At 68.9% G+C, this 16,144-nt stretch carries 18 protein-coding genes; 3 read left to right on the top strand and 15 right to left on the bottom strand.

Annotation, left to right across the window (positions count from 1 at the left end; translation table 11 throughout):
* The first annotated feature begins 90 nt into the window (after nt 1-90).
* The 3 genes from AC2YHA_RS11885 to AC2YHA_RS11875 are packed head-to-tail and all read left to right on the top strand — an operon-like array spanning nt 91 to nt 1,705.
* Nucleotides 91-492 (top strand): metallopeptidase family protein, encoded by a 402-nt coding sequence (locus AC2YHA_RS11885; protein ID WP_487401670.1) that lies wholly within the window; start codon nt 91-93, stop codon nt 490-492.
* Nucleotides 489-1,073: a heme ABC exporter ATP-binding protein CcmA gene (ccmA, locus tag AC2YHA_RS11880; RefSeq protein WP_487401669.1), complete on the top strand. Its 585-nt coding sequence runs from the start codon at nt 489-491 to the stop codon at nt 1,071-1,073. Before AC2YHA_RS11885 ends, ccmA begins: the two co-directional genes overlap by 4 nt.
* Nucleotides 1,070-1,705, top strand: a complete 636-nt coding sequence (locus AC2YHA_RS11875; protein WP_487401668.1) for a heme exporter protein CcmB — start codon at nt 1,070-1,072, stop codon at nt 1,703-1,705. The genes ccmA and AC2YHA_RS11875 overlap by 4 nt, the downstream gene beginning before the upstream one ends.
* 157 nt (nt 1,706-1,862) lie before the next feature.
* Here AC2YHA_RS11875 and AC2YHA_RS11870 read toward each other — a convergent pair whose 3' ends face one another.
* From AC2YHA_RS11870 to coxB, 15 genes are all read right to left on the bottom strand, one after another.
* On the bottom strand, nt 1,863-2,732 hold the full coding sequence (locus tag AC2YHA_RS11870; RefSeq protein ID WP_487401667.1) for a class I SAM-dependent methyltransferase: 870 nt from the start codon (nt 2,730-2,732) through the stop codon (nt 1,863-1,865).
* Nucleotides 2,729-4,129 carry a threonine synthase gene (gene thrC / locus AC2YHA_RS11865; RefSeq protein WP_487401666.1) on the bottom strand — a complete coding sequence of 467 codons (1,401 nt, stop codon included), beginning with the start codon at nt 4,127-4,129 and terminating at the stop codon, nt 2,729-2,731. Before thrC ends, AC2YHA_RS11870 begins: the two co-directional genes overlap by 4 nt.
* A 60-nt stretch (nt 4,130-4,189) precedes the next feature.
* A complete protein-coding gene (locus AC2YHA_RS11860; RefSeq protein ID WP_487401665.1) occupies nt 4,190-4,828 on the bottom strand; it encodes an SURF1 family protein in 639 nt (212 codons plus the stop codon).
* A complete protein-coding gene (locus AC2YHA_RS11855) occupies nt 4,825-5,223 on the bottom strand; it encodes a DUF983 domain-containing protein (protein ID WP_487401664.1) in 399 nt (132 codons plus the stop codon). The genes AC2YHA_RS11860 and AC2YHA_RS11855 overlap by 4 nt, the downstream gene beginning before the upstream one ends.
* Nucleotides 5,216-5,722 (bottom strand): DUF3291 domain-containing protein, encoded by a 507-nt coding sequence (locus AC2YHA_RS11850; protein WP_233785035.1) that lies wholly within the window; start codon nt 5,720-5,722, stop codon nt 5,216-5,218. Before AC2YHA_RS11850 ends, AC2YHA_RS11855 begins: the two co-directional genes overlap by 8 nt.
* 12 nt (nt 5,723-5,734) lie before the next feature.
* Entirely contained in the window at nt 5,735-6,652 is a 918-nt protein-coding gene (locus AC2YHA_RS11845) for a cytochrome c oxidase subunit 3 (protein ID WP_487401663.1), read from the bottom strand.
* Between the two features lie 35 nt (nt 6,653-6,687).
* Nucleotides 6,688-7,221 (bottom strand): cytochrome c oxidase assembly protein, encoded by a 534-nt coding sequence (locus tag AC2YHA_RS11840; RefSeq protein ID WP_487401662.1) that lies wholly within the window; start codon nt 7,219-7,221, stop codon nt 6,688-6,690.
* On the bottom strand, nt 7,218-7,355 hold the full coding sequence (locus tag AC2YHA_RS11835; protein WP_487401661.1) for a hypothetical protein: 138 nt from the start codon (nt 7,353-7,355) through the stop codon (nt 7,218-7,220). Before AC2YHA_RS11835 ends, AC2YHA_RS11840 begins: the two co-directional genes overlap by 4 nt.
* Nucleotides 7,352-8,251, bottom strand: a complete 900-nt coding sequence (locus AC2YHA_RS11830) for a heme o synthase (protein WP_487401660.1) — start codon at nt 8,249-8,251, stop codon at nt 7,352-7,354. The genes AC2YHA_RS11835 and AC2YHA_RS11830 overlap by 4 nt, the downstream gene beginning before the upstream one ends.
* 190 nt (nt 8,252-8,441) lie before the next feature.
* Entirely contained in the window at nt 8,442-10,919 is a 2,478-nt protein-coding gene (mprF, locus tag AC2YHA_RS11825) for a bifunctional lysylphosphatidylglycerol flippase/synthetase MprF (protein WP_487401659.1), read from the bottom strand.
* 53 nt (nt 10,920-10,972) lie between these two features.
* The gene (locus tag AC2YHA_RS11820; RefSeq protein WP_487401658.1) at nt 10,973-11,377 is read right to left on the bottom strand and encodes a DUF2147 domain-containing protein; all 405 of its coding nucleotides are present in this window, start codon (nt 11,375-11,377) and stop codon (nt 10,973-10,975) included.
* Entirely contained in the window at nt 11,374-12,117 is a 744-nt protein-coding gene (locus tag AC2YHA_RS11815) for an AcvB/VirJ family lysyl-phosphatidylglycerol hydrolase (RefSeq protein ID WP_487401657.1), read from the bottom strand. The genes AC2YHA_RS11820 and AC2YHA_RS11815 overlap by 4 nt, the downstream gene beginning before the upstream one ends.
* 385 nt (nt 12,118-12,502) lie before the next feature.
* Complete coding sequence (locus tag AC2YHA_RS11810; protein WP_487401656.1) at nt 12,503-13,162, bottom strand: peptidylprolyl isomerase; 660 nt, start codon at nt 13,160-13,162, stop codon at nt 12,503-12,505.
* A 103-nt stretch (nt 13,163-13,265) separates the two neighbouring features.
* The gene (gene ctaD / locus AC2YHA_RS11805) at nt 13,266-14,930 is read right to left on the bottom strand and encodes a cytochrome c oxidase subunit I (protein ID WP_487401655.1); all 1,665 of its coding nucleotides are present in this window, start codon (nt 14,928-14,930) and stop codon (nt 13,266-13,268) included.
* Between the two features lie 4 nt (nt 14,931-14,934).
* Entirely contained in the window at nt 14,935-16,044 is a 1,110-nt protein-coding gene (coxB, locus tag AC2YHA_RS11800; RefSeq protein ID WP_487401654.1) for a cytochrome c oxidase subunit II, read from the bottom strand.
* Between the last annotated feature and the right edge of the window lie 100 nt (nt 16,045-16,144).

Here is a 16,144-nt window from a genome sequence, read left to right as displayed (position 1 = left end):
GCAGTATCTTATGGGTGGCCGGGTGGGGGAGCGGGCCGGTGCCGAGTTCAGCGTAGCTGAAATCGACTCGGACGATTAAGAGCAGAGGCGATGACCTCGCAAGACCGCTTCGCGCCCGACGCCGCCGAGATCGAACGGCTCGCCCGCGCGAGCCTGGCGCGGATTCCGGCGCCCTTCGCCGAGCATCTCGCTGACGTGGTGCTGATCGTCGAGGATTTCGCCGACGACGAGACCCTGGACGCGATGGGCATCGAGGACCCGTTCGAACTCACCGGCCTCTACCACGGCCGCCCCATCGGCCAGAAATCGTCGTTCGATTCGGGCGCGATGCCCGACCGCATCCACCTCTACCGCCGCCCCATATTGGAGGAATGGATCGAGACCGGCGTCGGGCTCGAACGGCTGGTGCATCATATCGTCGTGCACGAGGTGGGACATCATTTCGGCCTGTCGGACGACGACATGCATGGCCTAGAGGATTCGGCGGATTGAGCGCGTGGCTCGCGTTCGAGAGCGTGACCGGGGTCCGCAGCGGCCGGACGTTGTTCGATGGCCTGTCCTTCGCGCTGCGATCCGGCGACGCGGCGCTGGTCACCGGCCCCAACGGCGTCGGCAAGTCGAGCCTGATCCGGATCGCCGCCGGCCTGCTGGCGCCAGCCGCCGGACGCGTGGTGGGGGAGGGCAGCCGCGCGCTGATGGCGGAGACGGCGGCGTTGGACGGCGACCGGCCGCTTGCCGAGGCGCTGCGCTTCTGGGCGGCGCTCGACTCGCATGACGATCCGCGCGGCCGGGTCGGCGACGCGCTCCGCGATACGGGTCTGGCCGCGCTCGCCGCCGTTCCGGTGCGACTGCTGTCGACCGGCCAGCGTCGCCGTGCCGCCTTTGCCCGCGTGGTCGCCAGCCGCGCCCCGGTGTGGCTGCTCGACGAGCCGGCCAACGGGCTCGACCAGGCGTCGCTGGCGACGCTGGAGCGGCTGATAGCGCGCCATCGCGGCGAGGGCGGCATCGTGCTGGTGGCGACGCACCGCCCGGTCGAGCTTCCCGGTGCGGCCATGATCGAGCTGATGCCATGATCGCGATCATCGCCCGGGAGGTGCGGCGCGGCTATGCCGGCGGCGGCACGACGCTGGTCGTAGTGTTCTTCCTGCTCGTAACCGTCCTGTTCCCCTTCGCGGTCGGCCCGGACGGCGCGCTGCTCGCCCGGATCGGCGGCGGCGTGATCTGGTCGGCCGCACTGCTCGCCGCACTGCTGCCGGTCGAGCGGCTGATCGGACCCGATCTCGATCAGGGCGTGTTCGACCAGTTCGCCGTGCGCGGGATTCCGATGGCGGGCGTCGCCGCCGCCAAGCTCGCCGGCCATTGGCTCGGCTTCGCGCCGTCGCTGATGCTGGCGGCGGTGATCGCGGCGGGGCTGCTCGGCCTGCCGGGCGAACTGCTGCTCAGGGTCGAGATCGGCCTGTTGATCGGCACGCCGGGTCTTGCCGCGCTGGGCATCGCCACCGGCGCGCTGGTGGCGGGGCTGCGGGGCGCAAGCGCGCTGGCCGGGCTGGTAATGCTGCCGCTGGCGGTGCCGCTGCTGATCTTCGGCGTCGGATCGCTCGATGGGGGCGCGGGTGCGCTCAAGCTGCTCGCGGCGGTGAGTTTGCTGCTGGTTGCGGGGGCACCGTTCGTGGCGGGAGCGGCGATTCGGATGGGACGAAGCTGAAGAGTTTTGTTCACGCAGAGGCGCAGAGAGCGCAGAGTCGGTGTGGCTTCATCGGCGACAGCCGAAATCAACCGCCGGTCGATCGAGTTGAATAGACGCGCGCTGCCGCGCGCGAGACATCTCTGCGCTCTCTGCGCCTCTGCGTGAACAAGAACCTCTACCGCGACCACCGCGCAAAAATGGCCGTCGGCAACACCAACCCGCGCCCTTCCTCGCGTACGCCGAGTTCGCCCGCCTCGATCGTCCCACCCAAGTCGCCGAGCTCCTGCCTCAGCAGCTCCCCGATCGCGAGCGCCGACATGCGCACGGCATAGACGGTGAGGAACAGAAAGCGCGACCTATCGTCGAGCAACCGCCGGCAATCCGCGATCAACCCCGGCAGCCCGTCCTCCAAGCGCCAAGTCTCGCCGGTCGGACCGCGGCCGAACTTGGGCGGATCGAGCAGGATGCCGTCATAGCGCCGCCCCCGCCGCACCTCGCGCGCGGTGAACTTGCTCGCGTCCTCGACCAGCCAGCGGATCGGACGATCGGCCATGCCGGACAGCTCGGCATTGGCGCGCGCCTGCTCGACCGATTTCTTCGAGGCGTCGACATGCACCATCCGCGCTCCGGCCGCCGACAAAGCCAGCGTGCCGACGCCGGTATAGCCGAACAGGTTGAGGCATTCCGGCTCCGCGGCGCCGTCCAACCGCTCGCGCATCCAGCTCCACACCGGCGCCATGTCCGGGAAGAAGCCGAGATGGCGGAACGGCGTGGTCTGGGCGGTGAAGCGCGCCTCCTGCCACTGGAGCGGCCAGCCTTCGCGCGGCACCGGCTTGTCGAACCGCCAGCGCCCGCCGCCCTCCTCGTCGGAGCCGGGGACGAACTCGCCATGCGCGTCCCAATCGGCGGATGCGGGTGCCCACATCGCCTGCGATTCGGGGCGGATGAAGCGGTAGGGGCCGTAGCGTTCGAGCTTGCGGCCGTGGCCCGAATCGACGAGGCCGTAGTCGGCCCAGGGTTCGCCGATGAGCGTGAGCAGGCTCACGCCTTCGCCACCGCCCGCTCGGCGATGTAGCCGCTCACCGCCTCGAAGGTCGCGGGCAGCACATCGAAACGCTCCTCGCGCTCGAACAGGTCGCCGACGCGGCCCGGCAGGCTCGGCCGCACCCCCGTCGCGCGCTCGACCGCATCGCCGAACTTGGCGGCATGAGCGGTCGCGAGCGTCACCACCGGCACCTCGGCGGGCAGATCCGCCCGGCGCGCGGCGGCGAGGCCGATCGCCGTGTGCGGGTCGATCACCTGGCTAACCCCGGCACTGGCCCAGCGCATCGTCTCCGACATCTCGCCGGGCTCGATCCGGTCGCTTGCGAACAGCGCCGCCGCGCTCTCACGCTGGGCATTGGTGAGGCGCATCGCCCTGGTCGTCTCGAACCCCTTCATCTGTTCCGCGATCGCGGCCCCGTCGCGGCCGGCGAGGTCGAACAGCAGCCGCTCGAAGTTGGAGCTGACCTGGATGTCCATGCTCGGCGCCGCGGTCGGCGTCACGGTGCCGGTCGAATAGTCGCCGCTCGACAGCGCGCGGTGGAGGATGTCGTTGATGTTGGTTGCGACGATCAGCTTCGCGACCGGCAGTCCCATCCGCGCCGCGACATAGCCGGCGAAGACATCGCCGAAGTTCCCCGTCGGGACGCTGAAGGCGACCGGCCGAGTGGGTGCGCCGAGCCGGACGGCGGCATAGAAATAATAGACCACCTGCGCCATCAGCCGCGCCCAGTTGATCGAATTGACTGCCGACAGCGCGAACCGGCCGGAGAAGGCGGGGTCGTTGAACATCGCCTTCACCAGCGCCTGCGCCTGATCGAAGTCGCCCTGGATGGCGATGTTGTGGACGTTGGGCGCGAGCACCGTCGTCATCTGCCGGCGCTGCACCTCGGAGACGCGGCCCTCGGGGTGGAGCATGAAGATGTCGACATGCTCGCGGCCGGTGAGCGCGTCGATCGCGGCGGAGCCAGTGTCGCCGCTGGTCGCACCGACCACGGTCAGGTGGGTGCTGCCGCCGGTCAGGAACCGCTCGAACAATAGGCCGAGGAACTGCAGCGCGACGTCCTTGAAGGCGAGCGTCGGCCCGTGGAACAGCTCCAGCAGGAAATGGCGCGGGTCGAGTTGGACGAGCGGCGTCACCGCGGCATGGGCGAAGCGGCCGTAGGCGGCCTCGCACATCGCGCGGAGCTCGGCTTCGGTGAGCGCATCGCCGACGAACGGCGCCATGATCCGGACCGCCGTCTCGGGGTAGGAGAGGCCGGCGAGGCCCGCGATCTCGTCCACCGAAAGCGCCGGCCAGGCGTCGGGAACATAGAGCCCGCCGTCGCCGGCGAGGCCGGCGAGCGTCGCGTCGCGGAAGTCGAGAGCGGGCGCCTGGCCCCGGGTGCTAACGTAGCGCATGTCGGGCGAGCGCTTAGCGGGCGGGGGAGAGGGCGGCAAGCAAGCCGGGCTTGGCCGCGCTCAAGCCGGAGGCGGCGGCTCGGTGCCTCGCAGCCGCCGGCGCAGCGCGATCGCGTAGATGATGAGGGCGATGGCGGCGAAGACGAACCACTGCACCGCATAGGCGAGATGGTTGTTGGGCACCGCCGACAGGTCCGGTCCCGGATTGGCCGCGAGCCCGGCGACCGGCGTGCTGGCGACCAGCATCAGCGTCTTGGGCGTGCGGTCGAACAGGCCGCCGATCAGCGAACGGTGGTTCGGCGCATGACTGATCCAGCCGCTGACTTCGCCGCCCTTCCAGGCGGGATGTCCCTCCGGCGAGCCGGCGACGCCGAGTTGGATGGTGAGCGGCGGCCCCTCCGCCCCGGTCGCGCAGGTCACGATCTGGCGCCAGCCGGGCTTGCCGCTCGCGTCGCGCCCCGCTTCGCGGCTCCACGACAGCGGGCGCAGGCAATAGGCCGAGGATTTGCGGAACAGCGCCTCGTCGCCGGTGCCGAAGCGCGGCCAGGCGACCGGCGGCGCATGGAGATTGGCGGCATAGCGCTCGAGCGCGGCGAGCTTCTCGTGCCGGCGCTGGAGCTGCCAGATGCCGAGTCCGATCATCGCCGCGACGGCTACAGCCACGACGATCGTCGCGACGATCGGGACCGGCCGCCTCATTCGGGCGCCTTGATCCGACCCTCGCGCGCGGCGTTGCGATATTCGGCGGCGAGCAGCCATGCTTTGGCGATGCGCAGCGATCCCACCACGCCGGCGAAGGTGATCGGAATCCACAGCAGCATATGGACCCACAGCGGCGGACGGACGGTGAAGTCGGTGACCAGCGCCAGGATCACCACCACCGCTCCGACGCCGAGCGTCAGGAAGGCGGCGGGGCCGTCACCGACGTTGAAGGCGGAGAAATCGAGCCCGCACGCGCGGCATTTGGGAGCGAACTTGACCGGTCCCTCGAACAGCGTGGAAGCGCCGCAGCGCGGACACAGCCCTTTCAGCGATGCTGCGGCAATCGTCGGGGCGGCGCTGTCCGAAGCCGCGGCGGGTGTCGGGTCAGGCACGGCCTTCGCACCAGGGATCGGGCTGCATGTCGACCGGAGCGCCGGGCAGGCCGGGCGCGGGGAAGCGCGTCTTGAAGGTGAAAGCGCGTTCGCTCGGCCCGAAGCGGTCGATCATCCACAGCCGCGCCAGCCCGTCGGCAAGGGTCGGAATTTCGCCGGCCGGGATCCACCACAGCGCCTGATAGGCACCTTCGTAGCGCTCGAACCAGGACTTGCGCTGCGCCATCACCGGCGTGTGCTGGCTGCGATAGACGAAGCCGAACAGCGTTTCGGCGTCCGCCCATACCGACATGTTGGCGATCACCAGCGGATCGGGCGTCGGCTGGAGGTCGGTGGCGTTGTTGCCCTCGCCGGTCAGTCGCCAGACGAATCCCGGGCTGGCCTCGGCCAGCGCGTTGATCCGGTCGAGCTCGGCGAAGAAGCCGGCGACCTGGGGGTGCTCGGGCGGCGCGATCAGCCGCCCGATGTTGATCTGCGCGAGATGCCAGCCGGCGCTCACTCAGCCGCCCAATCAACCACCATGCACCGGCGCGCCCCAGCCGCCCCAGACGTAGATCGAGACGAACAGGAACAGCCACACCACGTCGACGAAGTGCCAGTACCAAGCCGCCGCTTCGAAGCCGAAGTGCTGGCGCGGCGTGAAGTCGCCCTGATAGGCGCGGATCAGGCAGACGATCAGGAAGATCGTACCGATGATCACGTGCACGCCGTGGAAGCCAGTCGCCATGAAGAACGACGCGCCATAGTTGATCCCCGCGAACGGGAACGGCGCATGGGCGTACTCGTATGCCTGGATCGAGCTGAACAGCAGGCCGAGCAGGATCGTCAGCCACAGCCCCTTCAGCACGCCGTCGTTCTCGCCGACGCCGATCAGGCCCCACAGGCCACGCTTGGCGCCGCCGCGCTGGCCGTGGATCAGCGCATGGTGCGCCCAGGTCACGGTGGTGCCGGAGAGCAGCAGGATGAAGGTGTTGAGCAGCGGGAACTCGAACGCGTTCAGCACCTCGAGCCCCTTGGGCGGCCACTGGCCGGCGGCGTCGGTCAGCAGCTCGACCGTGCCTTTCTCGCCATGCGCGCCGGGGACGTAGCTGATCGCCGCCGGGAACAGCGAGAAATCGAAATAGGCCCAGAACCAGCCGACGAAGAACATCACCTCGGAGGCGATGAACAGGATCATGCCGTAGCGCAGGTGCAGCTGCACGACAGGGGTATGATCGCCGCGATGCGCCTCGCGGATCACGTCGCTCCACCAGAAGAACATCGTCGCCAGCACGCCGGCCATGCCCAGCGCGAAGGTCCATGGGCCATAGGCATGGCCCTTCATCCACATGATGCCGCCCGACGCCAGGATCAGCGCGGCGATCGATCCCATCAGCGGCCAGGGGCTCGGTGGCAGAATATGATAGTCGTGGTTCTTGGCTCCGGCCATCGTCGCGTCCCTGTTAGGCGTGTTTGGGAGATGCTCTAGCTTGCAGTTTTCCCGGAATCCACCGGGTAAAACGTGTAGCTGAGCGTGATCGTCTCGACGTCCTTGGTATCGGGATCGGTGCGCAGCTTGGGATCGACGAAGAAGATCACCGGCATCCGCACCGTCTCGCCCGGCTGCAGCGTCTGCTCGGTGAAGCAGAAGCACTGGATCTTGGTGAAATATTTCGCCGCCTGGTACGGCGTGACATTGTAGGTCGCCGTACCGGTGACCGGCACCTTGGCGCGGTTGGTGGCGGTGAAGAACGCCATGTCGCGCGCGCCGACGTCGATCGTCTCCTGCTCGAGCTCGGGCTTGAAGCTCCAGGCGAGCTTGGGGCTGACGTTGCTGTCGAAGGCGATACTGATCTTCTCACCCGTAGCCCCCGGCGCCTTGCTGCCGCGATTGGTGGTGCCGTCGAGCCCGGTCGCCTCGCAGAACATGCGATAGAGCGGCACGCTCGCGAAGCCGAGCCCGGTCATGCAGCAGATGCCGGCGACGGCGAGGAGAGCGGTGCGCGTATTGCGGTTCACAGCGCCATCCCCGCCTTGATCTTGGCGATGGTGATGGCGAACATAAGGATGACGAAGGCGCCGAGCAGCAGCGCCATCACCCGCGCGCGGGAGCGTTGCCGGGCGCGATACCGTTCTTCTTCCTGCGGAGTCATGCCACCCACCTGTCGATCACCACGGCCGCGAACAGCAGCGCCAGATAGAAGAGCGAGTAGCGGAACAGCCGCTTCTCGGGCAGCATCGCGTCGCCCTCGCTCGCGGTGCGCAGCGCTACCTGCAGCGCCATCGCGCCGAACACCGCGCTGAGCGCGATCGAGATCAGACCGTAACAAGCGCCGGTCAGCCCCAGCGGCCAGGGCGCGACCGCCGCCGCCGCCATCGGAATGGTGTAGAGCCCGATCTGGTGCCGCGTCACCCGCTCGCCCGCAACCACCGGCAGCATCGGCACGCCGGCATTGGCGTAATCGGTGCGCACGAACAGCGCGAGGCTCCAGAAGTGCGGCGGCGTCCACAGGAATACGGTCGCGAACAGCAGCACCGGCAGCCATGCGACGTCGCCGGTCGCCGCCGCCCAGCCGATCAGCGGCGGAAACGCCCCCGCCGCGCCGCCGATCACGATGTTCTGCGGCGTCCGGCGCTTGAGCCACACGGTATAGACCAGCACGTAAAACAGGATCGAGACGGCGAGAATCGCCGCCGCGGCGAGATTCACCGCCAGCCCCATTAGCAGCACGGAAAAGGCGCCAAGCCCCACCCCGAAGTGCAGCGCCGACTGCCGCTCCATCCGCCCGGCGGGAAGGGGGCGCTGGGCGGTACGCTTCATCGCCGCGTCGAGATCGGCCTCATACCATTGGTTGAGCGCCCCCGCCGCGCCGGCGCCGAGCGCGATGCACAGGATCGCGGTGAAGCCGATCACCGGATCGACATGCGCCGGCGCCGCCAGCATCCCGCACAGGCCGGTGAAGACGACGAGCGTCATCACGCGGGGCTTGGTGAGCGCGAGGAAGTCCCGCCAGTCGGCGGGCAGCGGGATTTGCGTTGCCGGAGTCATGGGTCGCGGACCCCCTTAGCGGCTCCGCACGCAGGACGAAAGCATGTGTCGCTTCCGGGATTTAGAGTTCGATCCATCTGGCCTGAAGCAGCTGTTCCCCGGCGAAGGCCGGGGCCCAGTCTCGAACCGTCTGCAACTGGGCCCCGGCCTTCGCCGGGGAACGGATTCAAAAACTGGCCGAATCCGACCTCTACCCGCTCACCAGCCGCGCGATGTCGAACAGCCCCTGCGCGGCGGCGAGCCCCGGCGGGGTCGCCACGAACCGCGGCACCCAGCGCGGCCCGAACTTCGCCTTAAATGCCCTGAGCCCCGCGAATCCGTAGAGCCGCTCGCCGTTGTCGAACAGCATTCCCCCGATTCGAGCCCACACCGGCGCCAGCGATCCGCTGGGCAGCCCCGACAGCGGCGCCATGCCGAGGTTGAACCGGGCATAGCCTTCCGCCCGCGCGAGCTCGATCAGCCGCACGATCATCAGTTCCATCGTGCCTTGGGGCGCGTCGTCGGCGTGACGCATGAGATCGATCGACAGCTCGCTGCCGTCCCCCGCACGCCAGAGGTTGGCGAAGGCGACGATCTCGCCCGCCACGCGCACCACCGCGCAGTCGAAGCGGGCGAGATAGCCGGGGTCGAACGCGCCGAGGCTGAAACGCTTCTCGCGCCCGTGCCGGTCGCGCAGCCATTCGTCCGAGATTTCGCGCAGCCGCGGGATCAGCGACGGCACCTCGGCGGCGGGCACGATCTCGAACCGCGATCCCGCCGCCTCGCCCCGGCGCAGCGCATGGCGCAGCGACTTGGCGCGTGGGCCGTCGAGCGAGAAGGTGGCGAGATCGATATGCGCCTCGTCGCCGTATTTCATCGGCTGCAGGCCGAGGTCGACGAACAGCGGCAGCATCGCCTCGCTCGCCTGGAAGAAGCACAGCCGCCCCCGCGCGGCATGGGCGTGGCGGCGCAGCGCCCAGACCAGTTCGTCCCACGCTGCTCGCGGCCCCACCGGATCGCCCATCACGATCCAGCTGCGCCCCTGCACGCGGTACATGAGGAAGGCATCGCCGCCCGCAGACGCCACGAACCTTTTGTCGCCGGTCAGCGCGAGGTTGGCGTCGCTGCGTCCCGACTGGGCGAAGGCGGCAGCGGCAACCGCGTCCGACAGCGTGTCGTCGGCCGGGCGCGGCCGGTATGCCGCCAGCAGCTCCCAGCAGGCGGTCGCGGCGAGCAGCACCCCCGCGCAGAAGGTCGCGCGCAGGAAGCGCGGCGCGTTGCCGTAGAGCGCGAACTTCCACCACAGGTCGTCGTCGTAGGGGACATGCTTGTAGGCGAAGAGTCCGCTCCACACGCTCATCGCCACCGCCGCCGCGGCGGCGGCGAGCCAGCGCCAGTCGGGCGGCTGGGTGAAGATGCCGCCTTCGCGCACGAACGCCGGCCGGGCATATTGCAGCGTCACCAGGATGCCTGCGAGCAGCAGCGCCTCCTCCCAGTCGAGCCCCTTCGCCAGCGAGAAGACGATGCCGCACGCCAGCATCAGCCGTGCCGCGTCGAACCCGCTGCGCAGCCGTGCGTGCAGTGCCGGCGCGACCAGCAGCAGCGCGGTGCCGACCAGACTGCCGGCGAGATGCGATCCCTCGATCACCGGTAGCGGCACCACGTTATCGATCGTGTCGAGCCGGGCGTGCACGCCGGGCAGCGCCCCTGACACCAACAGGATCAGCCCGCCGACGAAGATCAGCGCCGTGACCGCGATCGGCGCCAGCGTCTGCGCGCTGCGCTCGGCCAGGCTGATCCCGCGCGCGATCGGCCGGCGCAGGCGGTGTCCCTCCGCCGCGAGCAGGCCGGCGGCGGCAATCAGCAGCGGCAAAATGTAGTAGATCAGCCGGTAGAGCAGCAGCGCGGCGAACACCGCGGCACGGTTCCCGGGCAGCGCGGCCAGCATCACCGCCTCGAACACGCCGGCGCCGCCGGGGACATGGGTCAGCAGCGCGATGACGATCGCAGCGGCATAGGCGACGACGAACGGCGCCAGGCTGTGTAGCCCCAGGCCCGGCACCAGCACGAACAGTGCGGTAGAGGCGGCGGCAAGATCGATGACGGAGATGGCAAGCAGCCGCGCCTGGTGGCGCAGCGGCGGCACGGTCAGCGTCGCGCCGCCGAGCTCCAGCCGCTTTATCCCGGCCGCGCGAATCACTGGCGGGACGGCAAGCAGCGCGAACAGGGCGAAGGCGAGCGGCCGCGCACCAGCGATCCCGAACCCTTGCGGCGCCGCGATCAGCCCGACGCCGGCCACCACGGCCACGCCGGCCCAGAAGGCGAGCGAGGCGATCGCCATCACCTGCCCGATCTCGCCGAGCTCCAACCCCGCGGCGCGGTAGACGCGGTATCGCGCCGACCCGCCGGTCAGGATCGACAGGCCCAGGCTGTGGCTGAAGGCATAGCTGGTGAACGCCGCCACCGCCGCCGTCCGCCACTTGAGCGGGCGCCCGATGGCCCGGAGCGCGACATAGTCACCGAGTCCGAGCGCGAGGTAGCTGAGCGCGGTCAGCGCGATCGCCAGGCCGATCCGACCCCGTGGCACCTCGGCGAGCGCGGCGCGGACGTCGCGCAGATGCACGGTGTGCAGCACCTGGCGGAGCGCAATGAAGCCCAGCACCGCGACCGCGGTGATCGTCCCGAGCAAGATCCAGCGCGCGTGCCGGCGCGCAAAGACGAGGAGCCGGGCGACCGCCCGACTCAGCCGACCCGGCGCCACACTTGCGACTTGCATAGCCAATGTCCGATCAGGCAGCCCGCGATCGTCAGCTCATCCGGCGCGGTCTGTCGGATGTGCGAGGCGAAGCTGCGCCCCATGTCGGGCACATAGACGCGCCCGCTCCATTCGCCGTTCGCTTCGACGCGATAATCCTGCAGCAGCTCGGTGCCGATCAACGTGTCGACCTTGGCTGCGCGTGCATCGGCGAGCGCGGTCGCGTCCGCCCACACGATCCTGCCGCACATCCGGTCCTGCCCGCACGAGCCGGTGCTGACCTCGATCGTATGACGCGGATTGGCCCACCGCCCCGTCGGTGGCGGTGGCCCCGCCACCGCCGGAACCGGCAGCAGCAGGAGGAAAAGTGGGGCAAGTGCGGCGATCCTCATGCCCCATGCTCCCGCGTCGGCAGGAAATGGCGCAGGCTGGCGAGGACGTGGCCGATCAGCGCTGCCTCGTCATGGGCGAGGAAATGGCCGCCCGGCATCGCTACCACGGTTGCATTGGGCAGCTTGACGAGCGGGCACAGGCTGTCGGTCTCGGCGGTTCCGTAGATGCAGGTCAGCGGCGCCCAGGTCAGCGCGGCGGCGGTGGCGGGCCCAAGCGAATCGGGCGTGCCGCGATAGGCGATCCCCGACGGATCGGCGCGGAAGAAGACGGTGCGTCCCGGCACCACCAGGATGATCGCCGCCACCTTGGACCTAAGGTCCGCCGGCAGCGCCGCCGCGCCGGTCTGGAGGATGTCGGCGCCATAGGATTGCCCGATCAGCACCAGCTTCCGCGCGCCGGTTTCCGCCAGCGCCTTGCGCGCCGCGTCGGCGACGACCTTGTCGACATAGGCACGGTCATGATGGACCGCGAACAGCGTCGAGGAACTCACCCCCAGCACCGGCACGCCATGCCGCGCGAGCGCCGCGGTCGTCTTCGGCCCCATACCGAAGCGCAGCCCCATGTCACCGCTGAAGTAGAGTGCGGCGATATCGCTTCGCCGCCCCTCCGCCCTCAGGAAATGAAAGGGATCGCGGTCGAGAAACCCGCCCGCCCACGCGACCGCGCCGACAGCGAGCACGGCCAGCGCCGCGACGAGCGCAATACGGCGAAGAGGCCGGCGAAGGGAGAGCGAAACCATGCTGTTGTCGCTACCACTCCGCGCCTCACGCGATCATGTCGCGCGGATGAAGAAGCTGTCATGTTGCGGGATGGATCTTCCCAGGTCGCCGCGAACCGCGCCCGAGAGAAGAAGAATCGGTTCACGCGAAGGCGCGAAGGCGCGAAGAGAAAGAAGAAGATTGGAAGCTCGCGCGGAGGCGCGGAGACGCGGAGGTGGCTCGCCCGAGGCCCCGTCTCGCGTCAGCGAGACCTTTCAGCCTGTGGGCTTCGCCGAGCATGAGGGCCGCTGGCGCGGCTGAAATGACGGCAAGCGACGTATCTCCGCGTCTCCGCGTCTCCGCGTCTCCGCGTCTCCGCGTCTCCGCGTCTCCGCGCGAACAAATTCTTCTTTTTTCTCTTCGCGGCTACCGCGCCACCCCGATCAGCCAAGGTTTGACCCCGCCGGTCGGCTTGGGCGTCCCGTCCAGTCGTTCGGCGCGGAGGATGGTGACGGGTTTCAGGATCATCTGCCCCTTCATCGGCCCCGATCCGCCGCCGGTGGGCAGCGCGAGGATGCGCTTCACCACGTCCATCCCCGCGACGACGTGGCCGAAGGCGGCATAGCCCGGGTACTGCCCCGCGGCATCGAGCGAGGGCATCGGCCCCACCATGATGCTGAAGTTGCCGGCGGCCGAATCGGGATTCGCGCCGCGCGCCATCGAGATGGTGCCGTCGAGATGCTTGAGGCCGGTCCTGTCGGTGCGCTCGAGCGGGACCGAGCCGGGCAGGATGCGCCGCGCATCGGTACGGATGCCGCCCTGGATGAAGCCGAACTTGGGCGCGACCTTCTTGCGCGCCGCCCGATAGAAATCGATGCCGTCGAACCGCCCGTCGTCGACATAGGCGAGGAAATTGGCCGTGGTCTTCGGTGCCCGCCGCGCGTCGAGCGCCAGCATGATCGCTCCCGCCGAAGTGACGAGGCGGACGCGGACGAAACCGGGGGAAGGGCGGTTGGCGTCCTGTGTCCGAGCCTGTGCCGGCAGGACAAACGCGAGCAGCGCGAGGAGATGGAGGATCGGGCGCATCGGCGTGCCCGCTAGCGGGCCGTCCGCGCCCCTTGCAAACGAAAACGCCCCGGCGCGGGGCCGAGGCGTTTCGTTGATCGGATCGGAGAGGTTCCGGCCGGGGTCAGTCGACCTTCGGGAGCGTCTCGAACTGGTGGTACGGCGGCGGGCTCGACAGCGTCCATTCGAGCGTCGTCGCGCCTTCGCCCCACGGATTGTCCCCCGCCTTGCGGCCGGCGAACAGGCTGATGACCAGGTTGATGAAGAAGATCACCATGCCGACCGCCATGATCGCGTAGCCGATGCTGGCGATGTGGTTGTAGTAGGCGAAGGCGTCCGGATAGTCCGGATAGCGCCGCGGCATGCCCTGCAGGCCCAGGAAGTGCATCGGGAAGAACAGCACGTTCACGCCGATGAAGAACACCCAGAAGTGCAGCTGGCCGAGGAACTCGTTGTACATCCGGCCCGACATCTTCGGGAACCAGTAGTAGAAGCCCGCGAACAGGCTGAACACCGCGCCGAGGCTCAGCACGTAGTGGAAGTGCGCCACCACGTAGTAGGTGTCCTGCATATAGTCGTCGACGCCGCCGTTGGCGAGCACGACGCCGGTCACGCCGCCGACGGTGAACATGAAGATGAAGCCCAGCGCCCACACCATCGGCGTCTTGAAGCGCAGCGAGCCGCCCCACATCGTCGCGATCCACGAGAAGATCTTGATGCCGGTCGGCACCGCGATCACCATCGTCGCGGCGGTGAAGTACATCTTCACGTTCACGCTGAGGCCGGTGGTGAACATGTGGTGCGCCCACACGATGAAGCCGACCACGCCGATCGCGACCATGGCATAGGCCATGCCGAGATAGCCGAACACCGGCTTGCGGCTGAAGGTGGCGACGATGTGACTGATCATGCCGAAGCCCGGCAGGATCATGATGTAGACCTCGGGGTGGCCGAAGAACCAGAACAAATGCTGGTAGAGCACCGGATTGCCGCCGCCGGCCGGATCGAAGAAGGTCGTGCCGAAGTTGCGGTCGGTCAGCAGCATGGTGATCGCCGCGGCGAGCACCGGCAGCGCGAGCAGCAGCAGGAAGGCGGTGACCAGCACCGACCAGGCGAACAGCGGCATCTTGTGCAGCGTCATGCCCGGTGCGCGCATGTTGAAGATGGTGGTGATGAAGTTGATCGCGCCCAGGATCGAGGAGGCGCCGGCGAGGTGCAGCGACAGGATCGCCATGTCGGTCGACGGCCCCGGCTCGCCGTAGGTGGAGAGCGGCGCGTAGAGCGTCCAGCCGTTGCCGGCGCCGCCGAAGAACGGCGAGGCGAGCAGCAGCGTGAAGCTCGGGATCAGCAGCCAGAACGAGATGTTGTTCATGCGTGGGAACGCCATGTCCGGCGCGCCGATCATGATCGGGACGAACCAGTTGCCGAATCCGCCGATCATCGCCGGCATCACCATGAAGAACACCATGATCAGGCCGTGCGCGGTGATCAGCACGTTCCAGAAGTGCAGCGCCTCGTCGAACGACTGCTCGCCGCCATGGAACCAGCTCGCCCAGGCGCCGAGATACTGGATGCCGGGCTCCGCCAGCTCGAGGCGCATCAGGCCGGAAATGCCGCCGCCGATGATCCCCGCGACGATCGCGAAGATCAGGTAGAGCGTGCCGATGTCCTTGTGGTTCGTCGACATGAACCAGCGGGCGAAGAAGCCCGGCTTGTGATCGGCGTCATGATGCGCGTGCGCATCGTGGTGGCCGTGCGCGTCGAGCGCGTCGATGGTGGTGTCGGTCATCGGCTCAGTTTCCGGGGTTGGCCGTCGCGGCCTGATTGGTGGTCTCGGCGGGAACGGTGGCGTTCTCGACCGGCGCGCCCTCGGGCGCGGTGGTGATGTTGCCGGCGGCGGCGTCCGAACCGGGTTGCGCCGGCGTCGCCTCGGACGGCTTGGCCGCGCCCGGCATGCTGCCGCCCTTGGCCTTCACCCAGGCGGCGAACTCGGCCGGCGACACCGCCTCGACCGCGATCGGCATGTATGCGTGACGCGCGCCGCACAGCTCCGAGCACTGGCCGAAGTAGAGACCCGGCTCCTTGATGGTGAAGCTGGTCTCGTTGATGCGGCCGGGGATCGCGTCGAGCTTGATCCAGAAGGCGGGCACCGCCCAGCTGTGGATCACGTCGGCGGCGGTGGTGATCAGGCGGATCGGCACGCCCACGGGGAGCACCACGCGCTGGTCGACCGCGAGCAGGCGCGGGCCGTCGGCATCGGTGCGGTAGCGCTGGCCGGCGGGCACCTCCGACTGCTCCTTCAGCATGTTCGAGGTGAGCTGGATGCCGCCGTGGTCGGGATATTCATAGGTCCAGTACCACTGGTTGCCGGTCGCCTTCAGCGTCACCGCGCCCTTGGGGGCGGGCTTGAACTGCGCGGCGAGCAGGCGGATCGAGGGCACCGCGATCGCGACCAGGATCAGCACCGGCACCAGCGTCCAGATGATCTCGATGAAGGTGTTGTGGCTGGTCTTGGACGGGGTCGGGTTGGCCGCCGCGCGATAGCGGAACACCACCCACAGCAGCAGCGCCAGCACGAACAGCGAGATGATCGTGATCAGCGGGAACAGCACCGCATTGTGGAACCACAGCGCTTCCTGGCCATTCGGCGTGACCTGCTTCTGGATGCCGATCCAGCCGTTGCTCGGCTGGCCGACATGCTCGGTCGGGGCGAGCTTGGGCGCGCCGTCCTGCGCCAGCGTCGGATCGGCGGGCGCGGCGACGTTGGCCGCCGCCGCTTCGGTCGGAGCCGCCGTGGTCGCGACCGCAGGAGCGGCGGTATTGGCAGGCGCCGCGGCGGCGCCCGCGCCGGCGAGCGCAAGCCCCGCGGCGAGGATCATCGTCTTGAGGGCAAACATGCGCATCGTGGCGAAACGTCCCTGTTGTTCCGGCGCTTGGATTGGCCGCTTGGTCGCGAGCGAAGGCTCGGTTGCTAGCGGCCTATACGCAAGCGATTGGCGCGCC

This window comes from Sphingomonas sp. SRI_018, assembly GCF_057586275.1.
The sequence above is the reverse complement of the archived record's forward strand: the minus strand, read 5'-3'. Positions and strand labels throughout refer to the sequence as shown.

Coding starts and splice junctions, on each gene's coding strand:
- AC2YHA_RS11810 (WP_487401656.1), bottom strand. CDS start 13,162: ATGCGCCCGATCCTCCATCTCCTCGCGCTGCTCGCGTTTGTCCTGCCG.
- AC2YHA_RS11815 (WP_487401657.1), bottom strand. CDS start 12,117: ATGGTTTCGCTCTCCCTTCGCCGGCCTCTTCGCCGTATTGCGCTCGTC.
- AC2YHA_RS11830 (WP_487401660.1), bottom strand. CDS start 8,251: ATGACTCCGGCAACGCAAATCCCGCTGCCCGCCGACTGGCGGGACTTC.
- AC2YHA_RS11860 (WP_487401665.1), bottom strand. CDS start 4,828: ATGAGGCGGCCGGTCCCGATCGTCGCGACGATCGTCGTGGCTGTAGCC.
- thrC (WP_487401666.1), bottom strand. CDS start 4,129: ATGCGCTACGTTAGCACCCGGGGCCAGGCGCCCGCTCTCGACTTCCGC.
- coxB (WP_487401654.1), bottom strand. CDS start 16,044: ATGCGCATGTTTGCCCTCAAGACGATGATCCTCGCCGCGGGGCTTGCG.
- AC2YHA_RS11845 (WP_487401663.1), bottom strand. CDS start 6,652: ATGGCCGGAGCCAAGAACCACGACTATCATATTCTGCCACCGAGCCCC.
- AC2YHA_RS11820 (WP_487401658.1), bottom strand. CDS start 11,377: ATGAGGATCGCCGCACTTGCCCCACTTTTCCTCCTGCTGCTGCCGGTT.
- AC2YHA_RS11885 (WP_487401670.1), top strand. CDS start 91: ATGACCTCGCAAGACCGCTTCGCGCCCGACGCCGCCGAGATCGAACGG.
- AC2YHA_RS11835 (WP_487401661.1), bottom strand. CDS start 7,355: ATGACTCCGCAGGAAGAAGAACGGTATCGCGCCCGGCAACGCTCCCGC.
- AC2YHA_RS11875 (WP_487401668.1), top strand. CDS start 1,070: ATGATCGCGATCATCGCCCGGGAGGTGCGGCGCGGCTATGCCGGCGGC.
- ctaD (WP_487401655.1), bottom strand. CDS start 14,930: ATGACCGACACCACCATCGACGCGCTCGACGCGCACGGCCACCACGAT.